This is a genomic window from Pseudomonas sp. ES1, from assembly GCF_050586605.1.
GTDB classification, from domain to species: domain Bacteria; phylum Pseudomonadota; class Gammaproteobacteria; order Pseudomonadales; family Pseudomonadaceae; genus Aquipseudomonas; species Aquipseudomonas sichuanensis.
Genome location: NZ_JBOBDM010000016.1, coordinates 1 through 17,865, shown reverse-complemented (window position 1 = coordinate 17,865; position 17,865 = coordinate 1). Strand labels below are relative to the sequence as shown.

Annotated in this window: 18 protein-coding genes; 5 read left to right on the top strand and 13 right to left on the bottom strand. The window is 63.9% G+C overall.

The window, feature by feature from the left end:
• Positions 1–45: 45 nt before the first annotated feature.
• From rplT to thrS, 4 genes are read right to left on the bottom strand one after another with little or no spacing between them, the layout of a single operon-like run.
• Positions 46–402, bottom strand: coding sequence for a 50S ribosomal protein L20 (gene rplT / locus ACQ4N9_RS09005; RefSeq protein ID WP_003250671.1), 357 nt, complete (start codon positions 400–402; stop codon positions 46–48).
• Positions 403–430: 28 nt separating this feature from the next.
• Positions 431–625, bottom strand: a complete 195-nt coding sequence (gene rpmI, locus ACQ4N9_RS09000; RefSeq protein WP_003250667.1) for a 50S ribosomal protein L35 — start codon at positions 623–625, stop codon at positions 431–433.
• Between the two features lie 60 nt (positions 626–685).
• Positions 686–1,237, bottom strand: a complete 552-nt coding sequence (infC, locus tag ACQ4N9_RS08995) for a translation initiation factor IF-3 (RefSeq protein WP_012052879.1) — start codon at positions 1,235–1,237, stop codon at positions 686–688.
• Complete coding sequence (gene thrS / locus ACQ4N9_RS08990; RefSeq protein ID WP_390968988.1) at positions 1,237–3,159, bottom strand: threonine--tRNA ligase; 1,923 nt, start codon at positions 3,157–3,159, stop codon at positions 1,237–1,239. Before thrS ends, infC begins: the two co-directional genes overlap by 1 nt.
• A 335-nt stretch (positions 3,160–3,494) precedes the next feature.
• Here thrS and ACQ4N9_RS08985 point away from each other — a divergent pair, with 335 nt between their 5' ends.
• Both ACQ4N9_RS08985 and ACQ4N9_RS08980 read left to right on the top strand, forming a co-directional pair.
• Complete coding sequence (locus ACQ4N9_RS08985) at positions 3,495–3,797, top strand: hypothetical protein (RefSeq protein WP_390968990.1); 303 nt, start codon at positions 3,495–3,497, stop codon at positions 3,795–3,797.
• Positions 3,798–3,960: 163 nt separating this feature from the next.
• Positions 3,961–4,173: a cold-shock protein gene (locus tag ACQ4N9_RS08980; protein WP_110993890.1), complete on the top strand. Its 213-nt coding sequence runs from the start codon at positions 3,961–3,963 to the stop codon at positions 4,171–4,173.
• Positions 4,174–4,315: 142 nt separating this feature from the next.
• On the opposite strand, the gene ACQ4N9_RS08975 is transcribed toward ACQ4N9_RS08980, so the two are convergent.
• A complete protein-coding gene (locus tag ACQ4N9_RS08975; protein ID WP_390968992.1) occupies positions 4,316–4,636 on the bottom strand; it encodes an I78 family peptidase inhibitor in 321 nt (106 codons plus the stop codon).
• A 288-nt stretch (positions 4,637–4,924) separates the two neighbouring features.
• Between ACQ4N9_RS08975 and ACQ4N9_RS08970 the strand changes: the two genes are divergently transcribed.
• Positions 4,925–5,137 (top strand): hypothetical protein, encoded by a 213-nt coding sequence (locus tag ACQ4N9_RS08970; protein ID WP_390968994.1) that lies wholly within the window; start codon positions 4,925–4,927, stop codon positions 5,135–5,137.
• Here ACQ4N9_RS08970 and ACQ4N9_RS08965 read toward each other — a convergent pair.
• The 7 genes from ACQ4N9_RS08965 to ACQ4N9_RS08935 all read right to left on the bottom strand — a co-directional run bounded on the left by ACQ4N9_RS08965 (position 5,109) and on the right by ACQ4N9_RS08935 (position 12,260).
• Complete coding sequence (locus ACQ4N9_RS08965) at positions 5,109–6,116, bottom strand: nucleoside hydrolase (protein WP_390968996.1); 1,008 nt, start codon at positions 6,114–6,116, stop codon at positions 5,109–5,111. The two genes, ACQ4N9_RS08970 and ACQ4N9_RS08965, sit on opposite strands and share 29 nt — an antisense overlap.
• Positions 6,117–6,283: 167 nt before the next feature.
• Positions 6,284–6,688 carry a D-ribose pyranase gene (gene rbsD / locus ACQ4N9_RS08960; protein ID WP_390968998.1) on the bottom strand — a complete coding sequence of 135 codons (405 nt, stop codon included), beginning with the start codon at positions 6,686–6,688 and terminating at the stop codon, positions 6,284–6,286.
• The gene (rbsK, locus tag ACQ4N9_RS08955) at positions 6,685–7,593 is read right to left on the bottom strand and encodes a ribokinase (protein WP_390969000.1); all 909 of its coding nucleotides are present in this window, start codon (positions 7,591–7,593) and stop codon (positions 6,685–6,687) included. Before rbsK ends, rbsD begins: the two co-directional genes overlap by 4 nt.
• A gap of 9 nt (positions 7,594–7,602) precedes the next feature.
• A complete protein-coding gene (locus ACQ4N9_RS08950; protein WP_125464743.1) occupies positions 7,603–8,625 on the bottom strand; it encodes a LacI family DNA-binding transcriptional regulator in 1,023 nt (340 codons plus the stop codon).
• 6 nt (positions 8,626–8,631) lie between these two features.
• Complete coding sequence (locus ACQ4N9_RS08945) at positions 8,632–9,627, bottom strand: ABC transporter permease (protein ID WP_347149724.1); 996 nt, start codon at positions 9,625–9,627, stop codon at positions 8,632–8,634.
• Positions 9,624–11,177, bottom strand: coding sequence for a sugar ABC transporter ATP-binding protein (locus ACQ4N9_RS08940; protein WP_390969002.1), 1,554 nt, complete (start codon positions 11,175–11,177; stop codon positions 9,624–9,626). The genes ACQ4N9_RS08945 and ACQ4N9_RS08940 overlap by 4 nt, the downstream gene beginning before the upstream one ends.
• Before the next feature lie 129 nt (positions 11,178–11,306).
• Entirely contained in the window at positions 11,307–12,260 is a 954-nt protein-coding gene (locus tag ACQ4N9_RS08935) for a sugar ABC transporter substrate-binding protein (protein ID WP_390969003.1), read from the bottom strand.
• Between the two features lie 337 nt (positions 12,261–12,597).
• On the opposite strand from ACQ4N9_RS08935, the gene ACQ4N9_RS08930 reads away from it, so the two are divergent.
• Positions 12,598–13,689, top strand: a complete 1,092-nt coding sequence (locus tag ACQ4N9_RS08930; protein ID WP_390969005.1) for an asparaginase — start codon at positions 12,598–12,600, stop codon at positions 13,687–13,689.
• A 48-nt stretch (positions 13,690–13,737) separates the two neighbouring features.
• On the opposite strand, the gene ACQ4N9_RS08925 is transcribed toward ACQ4N9_RS08930, so the two are convergent.
• Positions 13,738–15,588, bottom strand: coding sequence for a polyurethane esterase (locus ACQ4N9_RS08925; RefSeq protein ID WP_390969007.1), 1,851 nt, complete (start codon positions 15,586–15,588; stop codon positions 13,738–13,740).
• A 238-nt stretch (positions 15,589–15,826) separates the two neighbouring features.
• On the opposite strand from ACQ4N9_RS08925, the gene ACQ4N9_RS08920 reads away from it, so the two are divergent.
• Complete coding sequence (locus ACQ4N9_RS08920; RefSeq protein WP_390969008.1) at positions 15,827–17,791, top strand: DNA topoisomerase III; 1,965 nt, start codon at positions 15,827–15,829, stop codon at positions 17,789–17,791.
• Positions 17,792–17,865 lie beyond the last annotated feature (74 nt).

The following is a 17,865-nucleotide window of genomic DNA, read 5'->3' as shown; positions in this document are numbered from 1 at the left end:
TACACCCGACGGCGCAGGGCGCCGGCGGATGATTGTCGTGGGTACTTAGGCCAGAACGGCTTTAGCTTTCTCGACAATTGCAGCAAACGCCGCTTTTTCGTTCACTGCCAGGTCAGCCAGAACCTTGCGGTCGATTTCGATCGACGCTTTTTTCAGGCCAGCAATCAGACGGCTGTAAGACAGGCCGTTGGTGCGTGCACCGGCGTTGATACGAGCGATCCACAGAGCGCGGAACTGACGCTTCTTCTGGCGACGGTCGCGGTAGGCGTATTGGCCTGCCTTGATGACAGCCTGCTTGGCAACACGGAATACGCGCGAACGTGCACCGTAGTAGCCTTTAGCCAGTTTCAGAATTTTCTTGTGACGCTTACGAGCGATGACGCCACGCTTTACACGAGCCATGAGTAACTTCCTCTATCTTTGACCGAAATTAACGTACGCGCAGCATGCGCTCGACTTTTGCAACGTCAGACGGGTGCAGCAAGCTGGCACCGCGCAGTTGACGCTTACGCTTGGTCGACATTTTGGTCAGGATGTGGCTCTTGAAAGCGTGCTTGTGCTTGAAGCCGGAAGCGGTTTTCAGGAAACGCTTCGCAGCACCGCTCTTGGTTTTCATTTTTGGCATGTTGGAACTCCGCATTCGATAAAATTACACATAATCATCAGGCCTGCCGTGCCCGGGAGATTACTTCTTTTTCTTGGGGGCGATGACCATCATAAGCTGGCGTCCTTCCATCTTCGGATGCTGCTCAACGGTGCCGTATTCGGCGAGGTCAGCTTCAACCCGCTTCAACAGCTCCATGCCCAGCTCCTGGTGGGCCATCTCACGGCCACGGAATCTCAGAGAGATCTTGGCCTTGTCCCCATCGGTAAGGAAACGTACCAGGTTGCGTAGTTTTACCTGGTAATCCCCATCCTCCGTCCCTGGACGAAACTTGATTTCTTTAATCTGAATCTGCTTCTGGTTTTTCTTGGCTTCGTTGGCCTGCTTCTTCTTCTCGAAGAGGTGCTTGCCGTAGTCCATGACTTTGCAGACAGGCGGTACCGCGTCTGCAGAGATTTCTACCAGATCCAGCTTCGCTTCATCAGCGATACGAAGCGCTTCATCAATCGAGACGATGCCAACCTGCTCGCCATCAGCGCCAATTAACCGAACCTCGCGGGCCGAGATATTCTCGTTGATCGGGGCTTTCGGTACAGCACGCTTATCGTTTCTCATTTCACGCTTAATAGTCATTACTCCGATTCTTGGCGACCACGCCGGGAAACCGCCTGTTGCAGCAGCTCAGCGAACTGGGCGACGGGCATGGAGCCCAGGTCAGCGCCTTCGCGAGTACGCACTGCGACGGTTTGCGTTTCGACTTCACGATCCCCTATAACCAAAAGGTACGGGACCTTGAGCAAAGTATGCTCGCGGATTTTAAAGCCGATCTTCTCATTTCTCAAGTCCGACTTGGCACGGAAACCGCTACCGTTCAGAGATTTCTCGACCTCGAGGGCGAAATCGGCCTGCTTGTCGGTGATATTCATGACCACTGCCTGCGTCGGCGCCAGCCATGCTGGGAACACGCCGGCATAGTGCTCGATGAGCATACCGATGAAGCGCTCGAACGAACCGAGGATGGCGCGGTGCAGCATCACCGGGCGCACGCGGCTGTTGTCTTCGGCAATGTAGCTGGCGTCGAGGCGCTCAGGCAGGTTCGGGTCGTACTGCAGGGTGCCGCACTGCCAGTTACGGCCCAGGCAGTCGCGCAGGGTGAACTCGATCTTCGGGCCGTAGAACGCGCCCTCGCCCGGCTGGTATTCCCACTCAAGGCCGGAGTCGTTCAGCGCTTCGGCCAGCGCGCCTTCAGCGCGGTCCCACAGCTCTTCGGAACCCACGCGCTTGGCCGGGCGAGTCGAGAGCTTCATGGCGACGTCGGTGAAACCGAAGTCCTTGTACACATCGAGGGTCAGCTTGATGAAGTCGGCGGCTTCTTTCTTCACCTGTTCTTCGGTGCAGAAGATGTGCGCGTCGTCCTGCACGAAGCCACGCACGCGCATGATGCCGTGCAGCGCGCCGGACGGCTCGTTGCGGTGGCAGGCACCGAACTCAGCCAGGCGCAGCGGCAGGTCGCGGTAGGACTTCAGGCCCTGGTTGAACACCTGCACGTGGCACGGGCAGTTCATCGGTTTTACCGCGTAGTCGCGGCTTTCCGACGAAGTGGTGAACATGTTCTCGGCGTAGTTGGTCCAGTGGCCGGAACGCTCCCAGAGGATGCGATCGACGACCTGCGGGGTCTTGATTTCCGAGTAGCCGTTTTCGCGCTGGACTTTACGCATGTACTGCTCGAGTACCTGGTAGATGGTCCAACCGTTGGCGTGCCAGAACACCATGCCCGGCGCTTCTTCCTGGAGGTGGAACAGGTCGAGCTGCTTGCCGATCTTGCGGTGGTCGCGTTTTTCGGCTTCTTCGATGCGCTGGATGTAGGCCGCCAGCTGCTTCTTGTCAGCCCAGGCGGTGCCGTACACGCGCTGCAGCTGCTCGTTCTTGGCATCGCCGCGCCAGTAGGCGCCGCTCAGCTTGGTCAGCTTGAAGGCTTTGAGGAAGCGGGTGTTCGGCACGTGCGGGCCGCGGCACATGTCGACGTATTCTTCGTGGTAGTACAGGCCCATGGCCTGTTCATCCGGCATGTCTTCGACCAGGCGCAGCTTGTAGTCTTCGCCACGGCTGGTGAACACGTCGATGACTTCGGCACGCGGGGTCATCTTCTTGACCACGTCGTAGTCGGTGTCGATCAGCTGCTGCATGCGCTTTTCGATCGCAGCGAGGTCGTCCGGGGTGAAGGGACGCTCGTAGGCGATGTCGTAATAGAAGCCTTCGTCGATCACCGGGCCGATCACCATCTTGGCGGTCGGGTACAGCTGCTTCACTGCGTGGCCGATCAGGTGGGCGCACGAGTGACGGATGATCTCCAGTCCCTCTGCATCTTTGGGGGTGATGATCTGCAGGGTGGCGTCGTGAGCGATCTTGTCGCAGGCATCGACGAGCTTGCCGTCGACCTTGCCGGCCAGGGTGGCCTTGGCCAGGCCGGCGCCGATCGAGGCGGCGACTTCGGCTACGGATACCGGCTGGTCGAACGTGCGTTGACTGCCATCGGGAAGAGTAATAACGGGCATGGCGCCTCCTCTCCTAGTGGTGACCCCTACCAAAGGTCACGTGGGTTGGGATGAGCCAGTACAAGATCCGCCCTGCCTTTCCCGCGGGAAAGCCTGCCTCACAGTGGCAGAGACCTTTCGGCCGGTCAGGGGCGAACCAGAGTGACTGGAGGTATAAAAAGAAATGCGGCTGCCACAGGCATACCGCAAGGGAGGCATGCTAGCACGGGGCTAGAGGGGTCGGCAGAAAATTTTGGCAAGTGTGCCTGCCAGGTGAACTTGTACGGAAAATTTCCTATCAGACCTTCTGAAGCAACCTACTCTTGATGAGACCTTAACCCAAGGAGTATCCGGTTATGCGACTTCCCTCCCTTCTGGCCGCCTGCGCCGTTAGCGCCCTGCTGCTGCCCTTGGCTGCCACTGCGGGCGACTTCCCGGCGGGCAAGGAGAAAAACTACATGGCCCAGTGCCAGGAAACGGCCAAGGCGCAAGGCGTCGACGCCGCGACGGCGACCAAGCACTGCACCTGCGGCGCCCAGGCCATCAAAAAGAACTTTACCGACGAGGAGATCAAGGACCTCGACAGCTCGGACGGTGTCGACGCCAAGCTGATGCACCGTGCTCAGGCCGCCGTGCAGGCCGCCTGCAAGCCGAAATAGCCGCGTTTTATGCGACCCTACCCCCTTAATTTGCGCTTTATCGACATAGTGCGAAGGTAATAGGCGCCTGATCCGCAGAATTAGACTATGATGTAGCCCGTGCCCCTGTAGCCTTGGCCGCATCGCACCTCGAAAAAAAATCATGTTTCTGGAGATTCATCCCATGTCCAATCGCCAAACCGGCACCGTCAAATGGTTCAATGATGAGAAAGGCTTCGGCTTCATCACCCCACAAGGCGGCGGCGACGACCTGTTCGTACACTTCAAGGCCATCGAAACCGACGGTTTCAAGAGCCTGAAAGAAGGTCAGACTGTTTCCTTCGTCGCCGAGCGCGGCCAGAAGGGCATGCAGGCTGCACAGGTTCGTCCGGAGTAATTCGGATAGCTGTAAAAAACCCGCCACTTGTGGCGGGTTTTTTATTGGGCGCGAGAAAAGGCGCCATGGCCCTTGCAGGCCCTCATCGCGGGGCAAGCCCGCTCCCACGCTAACACGGGAGGGTGCTTGCCCCGCGATTGCATCAGCCGCAGTTGACGCGGGTAACCACACCTTTGTCATCGACATTCAGGTTCAGGCGCTCGGAGCGATACTCCAGGGTGATCATGTCGTGGGGCTTGAGGATGCGCGCCATCTGCGAGCCAGTGGCCTTGCGCGCTTGCTCGAGCAACTCCGCGGTAGCCGGCTTGCCGACGGTGAAATCGGCGCCACTGGCTTCGCAGCGGCCATCGTTGCCGGCCGGGGCGGCAGGGGCGGCGGAGCCACCCGAGGTGCCGCCGGTGCTGCAGCCTGCGAGAACGGTAGCCAGCAACAGGGTTGCCAGGGAAGCGCGGGTACGGAACATGAATCCTCCTAATCGATCGTGAGAGCTGTCCAATACGACAGCCCCTAAAACTGATTGTTGCAAAACTGCAAGATTCTGCCTGAACCCGGCCGTAGACGCGAAGGGCAATCGTGACGGGATTTTGCACCGAACCACTGGTTCACCCAGGCGCCGCCCTTATGCCTAAGTCGCAGGGCCAAGGTGACCAAGGCATGATTTACTGCAAACAGTGGAGTGCGCAACGCCTCCACCTCGAACGCCAGGACCCGGTATTCGACTCCTCAGCCCAGGCCCCAGCGAGAGCGCTTCATGAGCAACCACAGCATCGATGCCGACATCAAGGTCAAATGGGACGAAGGCCAAAGCGCCTATAGCCCGGGTTCGCCCGAAGAGCTGGTACTGATCGCCATCGATCTGCTGGTGCGCGACCGCGGTGGTGAAGCGGCGCGCAGCTTCATCGAGCAGATACTCGAACGCCACGCACCTCAGGCTGCTATTGCAATCGAGCCAGACGCGCGCTGAGCAGATCGAAGAAGCCTTGTGCGTCGCCCTCCTCCACCCAGGTGACATTGGCGGGCTGCTTGAGCACGCCGTACCAGTCGGCGACGGTCTGGCCAAAGGTCGGGCCCTCACGGCTGTCGACCACCATGTGGATGTCCCGCCCCTTGAACAGCTCGGGCTTGAGCAGATAGGCGATCACGCTGGCATCGTGCACCGGGCCGCCAGGCATGCCGTAGGTGTCCATGTCGAACTTGATGTAGGCGTTGAGGATATCCACCACCAGTTTGCTGGCCTTGTTGTTCACCGCCGCCAGTTGCTTGAGGCGTGCGTCGCTGGTGAGCAGCTTGTGGGTGACGTCCAGCGGCAGGTAAGTGAGTTTGACGCCACTGGCCAGCACCACCTCGGCGGCGTGCGGATCGGCATACAGGTTGAACTCGGCCGCCGGGGTGATATTGCCGCCGTTGAAATGAGCGCCGCCCATGACCACCACTTCCTTGATGCCCTTGGCGATGTCCGGCTGCTGGATCAGCGCCAGGGCCAGGTTGGTCTGCGGGCCGAGCATGGCGACGGTGATGCTGTGGGGCTCGGCGGCGCCCAGGGTATCGACCAGGTATTGCACGGCATTGCCTTTGGCCAAGGGCTGTTTCGGTTCATGCACCTGGATGCCGGTCAGCCCTTCTTCACCGTGCACATTGGCAGCGTAGATCGGCGCGCGTACCAACGGCCGCCCTGCCCCGGCATAGACTGGGATATCTTCACGACCACCCCATTCACGGGCCAGGCGGGCGTTGCGCGAGGTCTTGTCCAGGCGCACGTTGCCGGCGACCGTGGTGATGGCGCGGATTTTCAGCTCATCAGGCGAAGCCATGGCCAGCAGCAGCGCGACCACGTCGTCGGCGCCGGGGTCGGTGTCGATGATCAGGTCGCGTGGGGCAGCGATGACGGTGGTGGTGGCTAGCGCGGACATGAGTACGGCTCCTTGCAGCAGGCGTTTGAACATTGGGTTTTCCTTTCTCCAATTGGTTGACCTTATCGCGCCTTGTGGGAGCGGGTTTACCCGCGAACACCGGCGAAGCCGGTGCCATGCATCGGCGGCGCCTGATTCGCGGGTAAACCCGCTCCCACAGGGGTCGTGGATAGCTCGACAGCGGCATTACCACCAAGGCGTCAGAAAGTAACGCCCGCCACCAGGGCAATATTGCTGTAGGGCTGGCACTCACCGGTGCGCACCACGGCCCGGGCCTTGCGGGTCAGCGCCTTGAACGCTTCATGGCTCAACAACTCGCGCCGGCCCAGCTCGCCCAGCCCCTGCAATCGGTCCACCTCGGCCAGGCACGGCGGCAAGGCGCGGAACATTTCTTCGCCCAGCACATGCCGCTCCACTTGCATCTCGCTCAGCACCACCCGCAGCACGCTGGCGAAATCCGGAATGCCCGGGGTGAGTGCCAGGTCGATTAGCTCCACCCCCGGCGGCACCGGCAGGCCGGCATCGCCGATCACCAGGATGTCGCCATGGCCCAGCCCGGCGATGGTCCGCGACAGGGCAACGTTCAGCAACGGGGTCTTTTTCATGGCACCAGTTCCTTCAGGTACGGAATCGACGGCTGGGCGCCGGCGCGAGTGACGGAAATGGCCGCAGCACGCTGCCCGAAAACGATTGCGTCATCGAGCGAAAGGCCACGGGCCAAGCCGGCGGCAAAGCCACCGACAAAGGTGTCACCGGCCGCCGTGGTGTCCACCGCGTTGACCGGCGCGACGGGGAAATGCCTGTCGCCCTGCCCGTCGACAAACAATGCACCCTGGGCACCCAGGGTGACGATCACCTTCCCTGCCCCCAGCTTTATCAACTGCTCGCCGGCACGGCGAGCACTGTCGAGGTCGGTCACCGCCACCCCGGTCAGCGCCTCGGCCTCGCTCTCGTTAGGGATCAGGTAGTCGACCTGGGCGTACCAGCCCGCCGGCAGCGGGCCGGTGGCCGGCGCCGGGTTGAGGATCACGGTCTTGCCCAGCTCGCGCCCGCGCGCCAGGGTCCAGGCCACAGTCTGGGCAGGCACTTCAAGCTGGCAGATGATCACCTCGGCCTGCTGCAGCAACGCGTCGAAGCGCTGCACCGACTCAGGGCTGAGCAAGCCATTGCCACCCGCAATGATGACGATGGCGTTCTGGCTGGCGGCATCCACCACGATCAGCGCCACGCCACTGGAAACCCCCGGGCAGACGCCGACACCCTGGCAGTCGACACCTTCCACTTCCAGCGCCTTGCGCAGCTGCTGGCCGTAGGCATCGTCACCCACATTGCCGACCATCGCCACGCTGGCGCCCAGCCGGGCCACGGCCACGGCCTGGTTGGCACCCTTGCCGCCGGGCACGGTGAAGAAGCTGTCACCGGCCAGGGTCTCACCGCCCCGCGGCAGGCGCTGGGCGCGGGCCACCAGGTCCATGTTGAGGCTGCCGACCACTACCACCTTGGCATCCATGGGCATTCCTTAACGGTAATCGTTGAACAGGTCCGGGCGCGGCCCGGTGGATTCGCGCAGGACGATGCGCGGCGCGACGATGCGCTGCTCCACCGCCCCACAGCTCGGTGCGCCAATGCGCGACAACAGCAACGCCGCCGCGCTCTCGCCCAGCTCGCGGATCGACTGGCCGACGGTGGTCAGCGCCGGGTACACATAGCGGCTCAGCTCGATGTCGTCGAAACCGATCACCGACAGCTCGCCCGGCACGTTGATATTGCGTTCGGCGGCGGCGCGCAGCACGCCAAAGCCGATCATGTCGTTGCCGGCGAAAATCGCCGTCGGCCGCTGGCCATCGAGCAGCCGCGCCGCGGCGGCATGGCCCCCAGGGCTGGTGAAGTCGCTGTGCAACACATGGCCGGCGGCAATGCGCAGCCCGGCCTCGGCCATGGCCCGACGGAAACCGGCCAGGCGCAGTTGGCTGACGCCGGTGTCCACGGGGCCTGCGATGGTGGCAATGTCGCGATGGCCCAGCTCCAGCAAGTGGCGGGTGGCCAGGTAAGCGCCGTGCTCGTGATCGATCCGCACAAGGTCTGCCTCGACGCCGTCCAGCGCGCGGTCGACGATGACCATGGGCGTGCGCACGCAGGCCAGGCTGTCGAGCAGGTCACGCTCCTCGCCCACCGAGGCGACAACCAGGCCGTCGATGCGTTTTTCCAGCAGCACGCGCAGGTAGCTGCGCTGCTTCTGCGGATCGTCGTCGGAGTTGCACAGGATCACGCAGTAGCCGTTGCGCTCGCAGGCATCCTCGATGCCCCGGGCCAGCTCGGCGAAGTACGGGTTGACGCTGTTGGGCACCAGCAAGCCGATGGTGGCAGTGCTGCGGGCCTTCAGCGAGCGGGCCACAGCGCTGGGCACGTAGTCGAGCTCGGCGATCGCCGCCTCGACCTTCAGGCGCACGTGTTCGCTGACCGGACGGGTCTTGTTCAGTACATGGGACACGGTGGTGTAGGAAATACCCGCCAGTGCCGCGACATCTTTGATGGTGGCCATGTTTTATCAGTTCCGCCGGTTTGCACGCCGGCTACGGTAAGTGTCGAGCACCACGGCGATGACGATGACCGCCCCGGTGATGATGCGTTTGGTGGGCTCTGAAGCACCAATCTGCGCAAGGCCTGCGGCCAGCACCGAGATGATCAGCACCCCGAAGAACGTACTGATGACCGAGCCGCGCCCACCCATCAGGCTGGTGCCGCCGATCACCACGGCGGCGATCACCTGCAGCTCCAGGCCGGCCCCGGCGTTGGGGTCGGCGGCCTCCAGGCGGGAAATCTGGAACAGCGCGGCCAGGCCTGCGAGCACGCCCATCAGGGCGAACACCAGGATCTTGTACGGGCGCGGGTCGATACCGGCCAGGCGCACGGCCTCTTCGTTGGTGCCGATGCCGATCAGGTAGCGGCCGAACACCGTGCGGGTCAGCACCAGCTGGGCCAGCACGATCACCAGCAGGCCAATGATGAAGGCCGGCGAAATACCGAAGGCGATGGGGTTGGAGAACCAGGCGAAGGCATCGCCGATGTAGGCGGTGCGCGAGTCGGTGAACTGGTAGGCCAGGCCCCGGGCCATTTCCAGCACGCCCAGCGAGACGATGAACGACGGGATGCGCCAGGCCACGGTAATGCTGCCGGTGATGCTGCCGGCCAGCGCCGCCACGGCCATGCCGAGCAAGGCGGCGGGCAGCACGCCCCAGCCCCAGCCGAGGATCGCCACGCTGACCGTGGAGGCGGCCAGCGCCAGCACCGAGCCCACCGACAGGTCGATGCCGCCGATGATCAGCACGAAGGTCATGCCCACCGCCAACACCATCAGGTCGGGGATCTGGTTGGCCAGGGTGCTGAAGGTGGCATAGGAGAGAAAGTGGCTGCTGAGCAACGAGAACAGCACGATCATCGCCAGCAAGGCGCCAGCCAGGCCCAGGTAGGTGCCCAGGCCATAATAGTTGCCGCTGCGGCGGGCGGGCACGGCGCCCGAGGTGTCGAGAGGGGTGGTTTTCATGCGTCCATCCTGGGAGCTGCGTCGTGCAGCAGGGCATCACGTTTCTGGTAGCCGGCAAAGGCGGCGGCAAGCAACTGGTCCTGGCTCCAGCGGTCACGGTCGAAGGTGTCGATCAGCCGCCCGGCGGACAGCACGGCGATGCGGTCGCAAATCAGCATCAGCTCGCGCAAGTCGCTGGACACCACCACCAGGGCCTTGCCCTGGCGAGCGAGCTCGGCGAGCAGGCCATAGATGTCGAACTTGGCACCCACGTCGATCCCGCGGGTGGGCTCGTCGAACAGCAGCACCTGGCAGTCGCGCTCGAGCCAACGGCCGATCACCACCTTCTGCTGATTGCCGCCGGACAGTTCGCCCACCGCCTGCGCCGGGCCGGCGCTGCGAATGCGCATGGCGCTGATCTGCCGTTCGGCCAGGCTGCGTTCGGCGTCGCGATCGAGCACACCGGCACGGGATACGGCGCCCAGGTTGCCCAGGGCGATGTTGGCGCTGATCGACTGGGTCAGCAGCAGGCCTTCGCCCTTGCGGTCCTCGGTGATCAGGGCGATGCCGGCGGCCACGGCGGCCTTGGGCGAGTCGATGCTCACCGGCTGCGGCGGCAGGCCAAGGGCAATCTGCCCGCTGTCGGCGCGGTCGGCGCCGTAGATCAGGCGCAGCAGTTCGGTGCGCCCGGCACCGATCAGCCCAGAGATGCCGAAGATCTCCCCTGCTCTCACCTCGAACGACACCTCGCGCACCTTGTCGCCACGGCTGAGCTTGTCGACCTTGAGCAACGGCGCGCCGATCTGGCGGCGGCCAAGGTCGATGTGTTCACCCAGCTCGCGGCCGACCATCAGGTTGACCAGCTCGTTGCTGCTGTAGCGCTGGATCGGCTCGGCGCATACCAGCTTGCCGTCGCGCAGCACGGCGATGCGCTGGGCTACGCGCTGCAGCTCTTCGAGGCGGTGCGAGATATAGACGATGGCCACGCCACGCTGGCGCAGGCGCTCGATCTGGGTGAACAGCAGTTCCACCTCACGGCTGGTGAGCATGGCCGTGGGCTCATCGAAGATCAGTACATGGCAATCGCCAATCAGGTTGCGGGCGATCTCGACCATCTGCTGATGGCCGATCCCCAGCTCGCCGACCGGGGTGTCCGGGTCAATGGCCTCGAGGCCCACCTGGGCCATGGCCGCCGTGGCCAGCTGGCGCAGGCGCTTCTGGCTGATCCAGCCGAAGCGGCTGGGCAGGTTGTCGAGGAACAGGTTCTCGGCCACGGTCAGGGTCGGCAGCAGGTTGAGCTCCTGCATCACCATGCGCACCCCAAGGCGCTCGGCCTCGGCGCGGCTGCCGGGGTTGTAGGGCTGGCCGCGGTAGTGCATCTGCCCGGCGGTGGGGGTTTCCAGGCCGCTGATCAGCTTGGACAAGGTCGACTTGCCCGCACCGTTTTCGCCGGTCAGCGCCAACACCTCGCCGCCGCGCAGCTCGAGGGTGACGTCGCCGAGCACCGGCTGGGCGTAGGTCTTGCCCAGGCCGCTGACGGCCAGCATGGTTTCATTGGCCGTTACTGACATGGCCACCTCTCCCAACATGTTCAAATAGCACACCCCCCTGTGGGAGCTGGCTTGCCAGCGATGACGGCAACTCGGTGCATGGCACCGGCTTCGCCGGTGATCGCTGGCAAGCCAGCTCCCACAAGTCAATCACTGGGTAATCAGTTCCACCGGCGTCTGGATCACATTGTCGGCATCCACGGCAGGCTTCTCGCCCTTGAGCATGGTCAACGCCGCCTGGATGCCAAACACCGCCTGCTGGCTGGCGGCCTGGTCGAGGGTCGCAAGCACGCGGCCATCCTTGAGCATCGGCTTGATGGCCTTGATGTTGTCGTAGCCGACCACCTGCACCTGGCCGGCCTTGCCCGCAGCGCGCACGGCCGAAACCGCACCCAGCGCCATGCTGTCGTTGCCGGCCAGCAGCGCCTTGAGGTCGGGGTATTCGTTGAGCATCGAGGCGGCCACGGCGTTGCCTTTGTCGATCTCCCAATTGCCGGACTGCACCGAGACGATCTTCATCTGCGCGGCTTCCATGGCGTCCTTGAAGCCGGCGGTGCGCTGCTGGGCGTTGGTGGTGGTCGGCACGCCTTCGATGATGCCGACCTGATCGCCGGCCTTGAGCTTCTCTTTAGCCAGGTAATCGCCGACGAGGCGCGCGCCCTTGCGGTTGTCGGGGCCGACGAAGGGCACGCTGATACCCTTGCTCTTGAGCAGTTCGGGGTCAAGGCGGTTGTCGATGTTGATCACGATCACGCCTTTGTCCATGGCCTTCTTCACCGCCGCGACCAGCGCCTTGGAGTCGGCCGGCGCGATCACCAGGGCCTTGGCGCCTGAGTTGACCATCTGCTCGACAATGCGGATCTGCTCGCCGGTATCGGTTTCATTCTTGATGCCGTTGGCGATCAGCTCGAAATCCTGGGGATGGGCCTTCTGGTAGTCCTTGGCGCCGTCTTCCATGGTGCGGAAGAACTCGTTGGCCAAAGACTTCATCACCAGGGCGACCTTGGGCGCGTCCTCGGCATGGGCTGCAGACAGTGGCAGGGCGAACATCAGCGAAGAGAGCACAGCGACGGCCAGCGGACGACCGGAGAACGGCAGTTTCATGGAAATGACTCCGAATTTTGTGTTTTTTATCGGATGCAAACGTTTGCGGTGACTCACTATGGAAACAGGTCCCGCGTTTGTCAAATCCAGTACGTAGGCAAAGCGCCAGCACGTGCGCCAGATTATCCGCAATTTATCCGAAAAACCGAACACTTTTCCTACGCTTGTTCGGGATGCCGAACGACGGCAACCCGCGCAGTCTCACGCATTCAGGTTACACATGATGAATATCAACGGCTTACAGATGAAAAACGACGAACGGTAAGGTCTGGTACGAAATCTGCCTGACTGTGGTGCGACACAGCGAACATCTCATTAGGAAGAGAGAAGAAGAACTATGATCAACATCGCACTCAAGGCCTTCACCCCGGCCACCCTGGCCCTGCTGCTGGCCCTGCCAACCACCGTTTCGGCCAAGGAAGCCGAGCAACAACAGAAGCTCGCCAACGTGGTGATCCTCGCCACTGGCGGCACCATCGCCGGTGCCGGTGCCAGCGCCGCCAACAGCGCTACCTACCAGGCCGCCAAGCTCGGCATCGACAAGCTGATCGCCGGCGTGCCGGAACTGGCTGATATCGCCAACGTACGCGGCGAGCAGGTGATGCAGATCGCCTCCGAAAGCATCAGCAACGACGACCTGCTCAAGCTGGGCAAGCGTGTCGCCGAGCTGGCCGACAGCAAGGACGTCGACGGCATCGTCATCACCCACGGCACCGACACCCTGGAAGAGACCGCCTACTTCCTCAACCTGGTGGAGAAGACCGACAAGCCGATCGTGGTGGTTGGTTCCATGCGCCCGGGCACCGCCATGTCCGCCGACGGCATGCTCAACCTGTACAACGCCGTGGCCGTGGCCAGCGACAAGCAGAACCGTGGCAAGGGCGTGCTGGTGACCATGAACGACGAAATCCAGTCCGGCCGCGATGTGAGCAAGTCGGTCAACATCAAGACCGAAGCCTTCAAGAGCGCCTGGGGCCCGATGGGCATGGTCGTGGAAGGCAAGTCCTACTGGTTCCGCCTGCCGGCCAAGCGCCACACGGTCAACTCCGAGTTCGACATCAAGACCATCAGCAGCCTGCCTGCCGTGGACATCGCCTACGGCTACGGCAACGTCACCGACACCGCCTACAAGGCCCTGGCCCAGGGTGGCGCGAAGGCGATCATCCACGCCGGTACCGGCAACGGCTCGGTATCGTCGCGCGTCGTCCCTGCCCTGCAGGAACTGCGCAAGAACGGCGTACAGATCATTCGTTCGTCCCACGTCAACCAGGGTGGTTTCGTTCTGCGCAACGCCGAACAGCCTGACGACAAGAACGACTGGGTCGTGGCCCACGACCTGAACCCGCAGAAAGCCCGCATCCTGGCCATGGTCGCCATGACCAAGACCCGGGACAGCAAGGAACTGCAACGCATCTTCTGGGAATACTGATCCCGGCCTGAACCCGCCGCGGCGCCCGGCCGCGACGGGTTCGCACCATCAAGCGATGACGATCTGGCCGTCCGCCAGGCCCTGCCCGGCAATGCCCACCAGTGTCACGCTGTCCTTGCCGAAGGTCAGCACCAGGTCATCACCCACCTGGCTCAGGTGATCACGGAAGTCCCGCGACGCCGTGCCACCGTCCACCCCCATGAACACCAGGCGGTCCTGGCTGCTGAAGTCCAGCACCCGGTCCTGGCCGAAATGGCCGTCGAACAGGAAGGTGTCGCGCCCTGCCCCGCCGCTGAGCAGGTCGTTGCCGGCCCCGCCCACCAGCACATCATTGCCCGCACCGCCCACCAGGCGGTCGTCGCCGTCCAGGCCGAACAACCACTGGCCCTGCTTGCCGGCCACCAGCGTGTCGCCCGCCTGGCTGCCGCTTTGCGAGGCGGCGTAGAGGTTGAGCTTGCCGCTGGAGAGCAAGCCATCGGCGCCAACCGTGTGGCTGACCTCCTTGCTGAAGAACACCAGGCTCGTCTCCTGGCTCACCAGGCTCTCGACGTTGCGAACCAGGCTGATACCGCCCTCGGCGTCGCGCACGTAAAGCGTCCCTTGCCCGTCACGGGCAATGCTCAGGTTGGCCAGCGCATCGCCGAGCTTCAAGGTGTCGTGGCCGCTGCCACCGTCGATCAGGTTGAAACCGCCTTGGTCACGGAACGTGTCATTGCCGCCGCGCCCTTCCAGGTAGTCGTTGCCACGCCCGCCCTGGATAAGGTCGGCCTGCTCGCTGCCGATGATGAAGGTGCTGCCCTTGTGCGCCTCGGCGTTGCGGTTGAGGTCCTGCACCCAGGTCGAGCCCCGGGTGACGTCGGACAGGTTGCTGACCACGATGGTCGAGTCGCGGCTGGTCCACTGATAAAAGCCGGAGTCCAGCACCCGGCCCAGGCCGTCGGTATAGGCCGCCGGCAGGTGCGACAGCCAGGTGGCGATGTTGCCGATAGAGTACGGCAGCAAGTTCCAGGCGTCCGAGGCGTAGTGATCGTTGAAGTTGACGATGTTGTCGGTGGCCGAAGCCTTGGCACCGTCATGCACGCCCAGGGTGCCCCAGGTGACCGACGTGCCGTCGAGCGCACGGAACACCGGGTCGTTTTCGTAGCCAATGTTGAGCACCTTGTCGGGGTTTGCCGCCTGGGTGGGCGAGGCGAAGGCAACATAGCGCGCGTCCTCAAAGAAGCCACCCCAGCGCGCACCGCTCAGGTCGGCCAGGCTGTTAACCGCCAGGCCGCCCAGGCTGTGGCCGCTGACGGTAATGTCGGCGCCGCTCAGACCGTTGGCCTTGGCGAAGGCCGCGACGTCACCGAGCAGGCCATCGAAGGCCTTGGCCGCGTAGTCGCGGGCATAGCCGGCCGGCCCCAGCGCCGCCAACAGGTCGTTCACCGCATCGCCCAGGGTGTCCCCCAGCAGGTTCTCGCGGGGCCCACTGGTGCCACGGAAGGCGATGCCGATCCCGCTCAGCTGGCCATTGGCATCGTAGCGCCCGAGGATTTCCACCTGGGCACTGGTGTAGCCCGGCGTTTCCCCGTGAAAGGTGCCGCGGGCATCGGTGTGGCCGTTGTAGCCCAACTGCGCGGCGCTGATCGGCGTCCAGCCGGCGGCCTTCACCTGGGCCAGCGCCTTGGCTTCGGAATCGGGGTTCCACGGGATGCCGGGGATCACCCCCTGGCTGTCGCTGCCGCCGATCAACGCCTTGACCAGCGTGGCCGGCAGGCCCAGGCCGAAGCCATGTTGCTGGTAGCCGGCGGCAAAGCCGTCGTCGATGCCATGGTAGGCGTACATGGCCAGGGCCATGGCGTCCTGGTAAAGCGCGCCGGAGGCGGCGCTGTCGAGCTGCTTGTAATCGAATACGGGCATTGTTTGACGTCCTTGTTGCAGGTAGGAAAAGCGCCCCAGCGACATCGTCCACTGACACGACTGACGGGCGAAGGGCCAAGTTCGCACGGGGCTCGACCTCAGGTCCAACACCGTGCCTGGGGCTACCCTGCCAAAGGTGCGGGCATAAAACCTGTACATGCATACAGATAAAACTTGCCTGCCCGCCCTGCCTTGCGCATCCTAGTGCCCCATCTCCAACGATGAAGCGTTGCCGGCCATGCGCCTCTTTCTCTGCGAAAAACCCTCCCAGGCAAAAGACATCGCCAAGGTGCTCGGCGCCCAACGCCGGGGCGATGGCTGCTGGCAAGGCACCGACGTGTGCGTCACCTGGTGCATTGGCCACCTGCTGGAAACCGCGCCACCAGACAGCTACGACGAACGCTACAAACGCTGGTCCCTCGATGACCTGCCGATCATCCCCGACAAGTGGAAGATGACGGTCAAGCCCAAGACCGCCAGCCAGTTCAAGGCGGTCAAGCGCCTGCTGGGCGAGGCCCGCGAGCTGGTGATCGCCACCGACGCCGACCGCGAGGGCGAGATGATCGCCCGCGAACTGGTCGAGCACTGCCGCTACCGTGGCCCCATCCAGCGCCTGTGGTTGTCGGCACTGGACGATGCCTCGATCCGCAAGGCCCTGGGGCGCCTGCTGCCCGGCCAGGAAACCTTCAGCCTGTACCACTCGGCCCTGGGCCGCTCGCGTGCCGACTGGCTGATCGGCATGAACATGAGCCGCCTGTTCACCCTGCTCGGCCGCCAGTCCGGCTATCAGGGCGTGCTGCCGGTGGGCCGGGTGCAAACCCCGACATTGCGCCTGGTGGTGGACCGCGACCGCAGCATCGCCGATTTCGTGCCTGTGCCGTTCTGGGCCATCGACGTGCAGCTGGAAAGCGCAGGCCAGGTGTTCAATGCCCAGTGGCGCGCGCCGCAAGACGCCTGCGACGACCAGGGCCGCTGCCTGCAACAGGCGTTGGCGCAGCAGGCCGCCGCCACCATGCAGGCCGCGGGCACGGCGCGGGTGCTCAAGGTTGCCACCGAGCGCGTGCGCGAAGCGGCGCCGCTGCCCTTCGACCTGGGCACGCTGCAGGAGCTGTGCTCGAAAAAGTTCGGCCTGGGCGCCCAGGAGACGCTGGACATCGCCCAGGCCCTGTACGAAACCCACAAGCTGATCACCTATCCGCGCAGCGACAGCAGCTACCTGCCGCTCAGCCAGCACGGCGAGGCGCCGGCAATCCTCGCCGCGCTGCAGCGTGCCGACGCCAGCCTCGCAACGCTGCAGGCGCATCTTGAGCCCCAGCGCCGCTCACGGGCGTGGAACGACCAGAAGGTCAGCGCCCACCACGGCATCATCCCCACCGCCGCCGCCAGCGACCCGGCGCGCCTGCCGCCCAAGTACAAGGCGGTCTACACGCTGATCCGCGCCCGCTACCTGGCGCAGTTCCTGCCCAACCACGAATACGACCGCACCCAGGCCGAGTTCGACTGCGCCGGGCAAACGCTGCGCGCGGTGGGCAAGCAGATCGTCGAGCCGGGCTGGCGCCGCGCCCTGCCCGAGGCACTCACCCCGGCCAAAGGCCGCGAAGCACCACCGGCCCAGGTGCTGCCCGCGCTGCGCGAAGGGCAGGACTGCGCGCTGCATGATCTGCAACTGAAAGACCTGTGGACCCAACCGCCCAAGCCCTTCACCGAGGGCGACCTGATCAAGGCGATGAAGAACGTCGCCAAACTGGTGGATGACCCGCTGCTCAAGCAGAAGCTCAAGGAAACCACCGGCATCGGCACCGAGGCCACCCGCGCCAGCATCATCCAGGGCCTGCTCGATCGGGGTTATCTGGTCAAGCATGGCAAGGCGCTGTCGGCGACACCCGCGGCGTTCAGCCTGATCGATGCCGTGCCCCGCGCCATCGCCGACCCCGGCACCACGGCCATCTGGGAGCAGGCGCTGGACATGGTGCAAAGCGGTGAGATGAGCCTTGAGGAGTTCGTCGCCCGGCAGTCGGCCTGGATGGGCAAGCTGGTGCAGCGCTGCGCGGGAATGCGCCTGAACATCAGCGGCCCGCCCCTGGCGCCGGGTGGCAAGGGTGCACCGTGGAAGAAGAAACGTGGGGGTGGCGGCAAGCGCAAGACGGAGCCAGGGGTGGCCAAGGCCACAACCCCGCGCCGGCGCAAGACTGCCGGCAAGTGATAAACCACCGCGGGGGAAGGTACCTCGGGGGGGCGACCAGGGAAACTGCCCCAAAAAAAGGTGGGGAAAACACC